The organism is Rhodococcus opacus (assembly GCF_012396235.1).
GTDB classification, from domain to species: domain Bacteria; phylum Actinomycetota; class Actinomycetes; order Mycobacteriales; family Mycobacteriaceae; genus Rhodococcus_F; species Rhodococcus_F opacus.
The window spans coordinates 1-4070 of record NZ_JAAXPA010000073.1 but is presented as its reverse complement, the minus strand read 5'-3'; the positions used below and the strand labels follow the sequence as shown (position 1 = coordinate 4070).

Below are 4070 nucleotides of genomic sequence, written 5' to 3'. Positions count from 1 at the left end.
TCTGACATAGAACATGACAAGAGTCATGGCGAAAAAATTCCCAGACCCGACACCCGCAACTCCCACGCTCCTGCTGACATCACCACGGGCCGAGTCCCCGTCGTGCGACCCGATGCCGGGCTCGGCGAGCACCGCGTAGCGCGAACCTTGCCCGTGGTGGCGACACACCGCCGTACGGTTCGAGCACGTGTGGGTGGAGCGGGTCAAGGTCCGCCGCGCCCCAGGATGGCGAGTTTCTGGCCGGTTACCCGTCGCGGACGTCGTGGTCGTCGCCGAAGGGGACCGCGAAGGCTTGCTCGAGCCAGTCCGCCTCGGGCGCGTCCCAGGCATGGTCGGTGCCGGCGGAGGACAGTGCATCGTCGACGGTGCCGACCGGCTGCGCCTGCTCGAGCCGGTCGGCTTCGGGCGCATCCCAGGGCACCGGTACGCGGGAAGCCGGTTCGGGGTCGAGGAGGCCGCCGGCGGTGTCGAGGGTGTGTGTCTGCTCGAGCCGGTCGGCCTCGGGCACGACATCGAAGGGGCGGGTGTTCATTCCGTGGTCCTTTCTGCTCTGATCAGGGCGGTGTCGGTGTCGGTGCCGAGACGTGTCGTTGTCCGCGGCAAGGCGGTGATGTCTAGCCGCGCCGGAAGTCGAAATCCCCCGGGCCCGCGGTAGGGTGTTCCGCGTCGAGCTCGAGGTCGCCGTCATCAGCGAACACGAGTGGGCCGTCGTCGAGCACGATCGCCCACCGGCGGACCGGCGCCCGGCCCCCGCCGAGTTGGTCCCGAACGGCGGGCTCGTCCGCGTAGTCCTCGATCACCACGCCACGAACCGGGTGCGGATGCTCGGAACCGGTACCGGTACGGACTACGACACGCGATCCCACCACCACCGCCTCACCCCCCGGTTCACGTGTAATACCTGGCATACCGATCAGGTGTGCGGCGGGCCCGCCGGAGCGGTGTGCGTCTGTCGTCGAGGTGTTCACGCGCGAATGTCCTGCTCTCGTATCGGTGGATCCAGCTGCGCCGGAGTCGTTCTCGTTCGTCTCGGCCAGATCGTGAGTGCTGCGGTCGGGGATTGTCGGGTTGATCGCTGCTCCTGCGTCACGCGGCTTCGAGTGACGGGGTCAGCTGACGGGCCATCCTGGTGTCCGGCCGAATTCGTTCCATTCGCGATCCCATTGCCGCATCCGGCGCCGTGAATTCATCCATCGAATGCAGGACAGCAAGAGGAAGGCACCGCTCGCGGCGGCGGCCCACACGCAAAGTGCTGCGCTCACAGCGACGGTGGCGTTTTCCTGCCCAGTCCTCGGCTCGGCCGTGAGGTTGCCGTTCGAGTCGATCCACACGTCGATCGTGTCGCCCGATTCCGCGTCCGGTGGCGTCGGTACATCACCCGAGCGCAGGGTGCCGTCCGGTGCGGTCCAGTGCGCCGACGCATGGTTCTGGGGTTCCCGGGAGCTGGTACGTGTGTCTGCCACCGATCCGGGCCGCGGGTCGGCGACGAGAACGGCAGCTTGTCGGTGGCTGCGCTGGCGGTCTGCGTGGGATTGTTCGCTCAGGCCCGTGTATGTCGCTGTCCCGAAGGCGGCCGCGCACGGCACCATGATCAGTACGAACACGGTCGCGAGAAGAGCCGCGGCGGCATCGACGCGGTCGCAGCGTCGCATGAGTGGGTTTCGGCTCCACGGTGCCATTCGCCACCAGCGCAGCGGGAGTGCCTGATTCGTGTCCATCGTGTACCTCCTCCGTTGGCTCGGTTCCGAGTCTTCCGCGGAGACCGCGCCCGGCGTAGGGAACAAGGTCATCGACACTCGTTGCTTGTCGGAGGACTTCAGTCCTCTGCGTCCTTCGCACACGATGAGCGGGGTACGGCACGGTAGGCGTAGCAGCGCCGCGCTCGTCGAACCGAGGGTCATTCCCTAAAGCCGCTCCCTGGTTCCGATGACAATCGGACTGGGCATCGTCCACGCCATCATGTGGCGCCGCCCGCCGATGATCCGGTGGCGCCCGTACCGAACGCAATGCGCGGTGCCGGGACGAGTCCTCGCAGACCCGAGTGTGCACAGGCGAGAAGACCAGCGTCCATCGAGTGACCTTCGACCCTGCGCGTCTCAGCGGGGTTATCGGGATCGTGGTACCGAGCCGGCACGACCGTGTGAACGTGGCAAAGGAGGACACGAGATGGCCGAAAACCATGGACCGCAGTCCTGGGGTCAGGGCGCAACGTACACGCGAGAGGACGACCCGGTGGGCAGTCACCGCCACTTTTCCTGGTCGCCCGAACGTGCGGGCCGGAGAGCGACGACTGGACTCACGACGTCGCTGCGGCGGGAGCGGGAAGACAAGTACGACGTGAGCCTCGGCTTCGTGGTACCGGACCTCGACGACCTGGTTCCGGCCGGAGGCCGGGTGGAGCGGGACACCGTCACCCTCGACAGCGTGTACTTCGACACCGCCGACCGGGATTTGCTGAGCCAGCACCTGACGCTGCGGCGCCGATCCGGGGATGTGGACGCCGGCTGGCACCTGAAGGTGCCCGCGGGCACGGCGCGCACCGAGATCCGGCTGCCGATCACCGAGGGTGAATCGGTGCCCGACGAGTTGGCGAAGCTGGTCGTCGGTGTGGCACTCGGCAAACCCGTGCGGCGGGTGGCCGAAATCTCCACCACCCGACACCGGCATCGCCTGCTCGACGCGGACGGCAACCTGTTGGCGGAGGTCGCCGACGATACGGTGCAGGCCACCGCGACCGCCGGCGACGAGGGGGCCGTCGCCAGCCAGTGGCGCGAAGTGGAGGTCGAGCTCGGTGACCGCGGTGACGACAAGCTCCTGCGGGCGATCGGCACACGGTTGACCCGTAGCGGTGCGCACCCGTCGCGGTATGCGTCGAAGCTTGTCCGGGCGCTGACGCCGGACCGCGGTCGCGCGGACGCCAGCGAAGGCGACGGCGGGGATGCCGGTGTGGAGACTGTTCGAAAGCTGCTGACCGACTACCTCGAGCAACACGCTCAGGCGATCGTCGCCGGTGACGTGTGGCTGCGCCGCGGGCTGGACCCGATCCATTCCACCAGGGTCGGTATCCGGCGGTTCCGCAGTACCCTGCGCGTGTTCCAGAAGGTTCTCGACCCGGCCGCGCGGTCGCACCTCGACGAGGAACTGTCCTGGTACGCCGGGGTACTCGGTGAGGTCCGTGACCGGCAGGTCCAGCGCGCCCGGTTCGCCAAGGCGGTCGCCGACCTGCCGAGCGAGCTGGTGATGGGCCCGGTCGCCGCCCGCATCGACAACGACCTGCTCGCCGAGCAGCGCCGGTATCAGGACGAGGTGATGGCGACCCTCGACACGGGCCGCTACCGTGCGCTGCTCGCCAGCCTGGCCCAGTGGCGCACGGCGCCTCCGCTGACCGACGAGGCCTCATCCGGTTCCCGGGTGCTCGAGAAGGCCGCCCGGAAGGCGTGGAAGAAGGCCGACAAGAGGCTGGCCGCCGCCCTCGACGACGGCGGGGATGAGGCCCTCCACCGGGCACGGAAGGCCGCGAAGCGGGCCCGTTACGCCGCCGAGCTCACCATCCCGATCTTCGGTAGGAAGAAGAGCAGAAAGAAGGTCGCGAAGTACAAGAAAATTCAGGAGGTACTCGGTGAACACCAGGACAGCGTGGTGGCCCGCGGCGTCCTCCGCGCGCTCGGCGCCCGCGCCGGGGCCACCGAGGGCGAGAACGGATTCACCTTCGGACTGCTCTACGGACTCGAGCTGCAGGCCGCCCAACGCGCCCGCGACGAAGCCGAAGAACTCGCCACCTGACCAGCGCGACGGACGGCCGGGACGAGTGCGGTCGGCCACGTCGGATGGCTAGCCGGGCCGGATCACGCATGTCGTCGAGGGTGACCACTGACAGGGGTCGTTCTCTGTCTCGAGCAGTTAGGGGCCCGGCTCGTCGTCGTGGAAAGCCACGGCCACAATCGGCTCGCCGGATACCTTCAGGGATCGACGAGCCAGAACCTCCTGCACCATGCCCTCGGCCCTGGTCATGATCTGCCGCCCGCCGGCTAGTTGCGACAGACGGTGTTTCCCCCGATCCGCTCTTCGGG

General features: G+C 68.2%; 4 protein-coding genes and 1 pseudogene. 2 read left to right on the top strand and 3 right to left on the bottom strand.

Annotation, left to right across the window (positions count from 1 at the left end):
• Positions 1-244: 244 nt before the first annotated feature.
• The 3 genes from HGB39_RS37775 to HGB39_RS37765 form a co-directional block, all read right to left on the bottom strand.
• Positions 245-532: an Rv3202a family protein gene (locus HGB39_RS37775; RefSeq protein WP_005561790.1), complete on the bottom strand. Its 288-nt coding sequence runs from the start codon at positions 530-532 to the stop codon at positions 245-247.
• Positions 533-614: 82 nt separating this feature from the next.
• Complete coding sequence (locus HGB39_RS37770; protein ID WP_242323008.1) at positions 615-866, bottom strand: hypothetical protein; 252 nt, start codon at positions 864-866, stop codon at positions 615-617.
• 243 nt (positions 867-1109) lie between these two features.
• Positions 1110-1718 carry an Rv1733c family protein gene (locus HGB39_RS37765; protein ID WP_043787396.1) on the bottom strand — a complete coding sequence of 203 codons (609 nt, stop codon included), beginning with the start codon at positions 1716-1718 and terminating at the stop codon, positions 1110-1112.
• 448 nt (positions 1719-2166) lie between these two features.
• Here HGB39_RS37765 and HGB39_RS37760 point away from each other — a divergent pair, with 448 nt between their 5' ends.
• Together HGB39_RS37760 and HGB39_RS37755 are read left to right on the top strand one after the other, a co-directional pair.
• Entirely contained in the window at positions 2167-3783 is a 1617-nt protein-coding gene (locus tag HGB39_RS37760) for a CYTH and CHAD domain-containing protein (protein ID WP_247607631.1), read from the top strand.
• 123 nt (positions 3784-3906) lie between these two features.
• A pseudogene (locus tag HGB39_RS37755) lies at positions 3907-4070 on the top strand (universal stress protein); the annotation flags it as partial.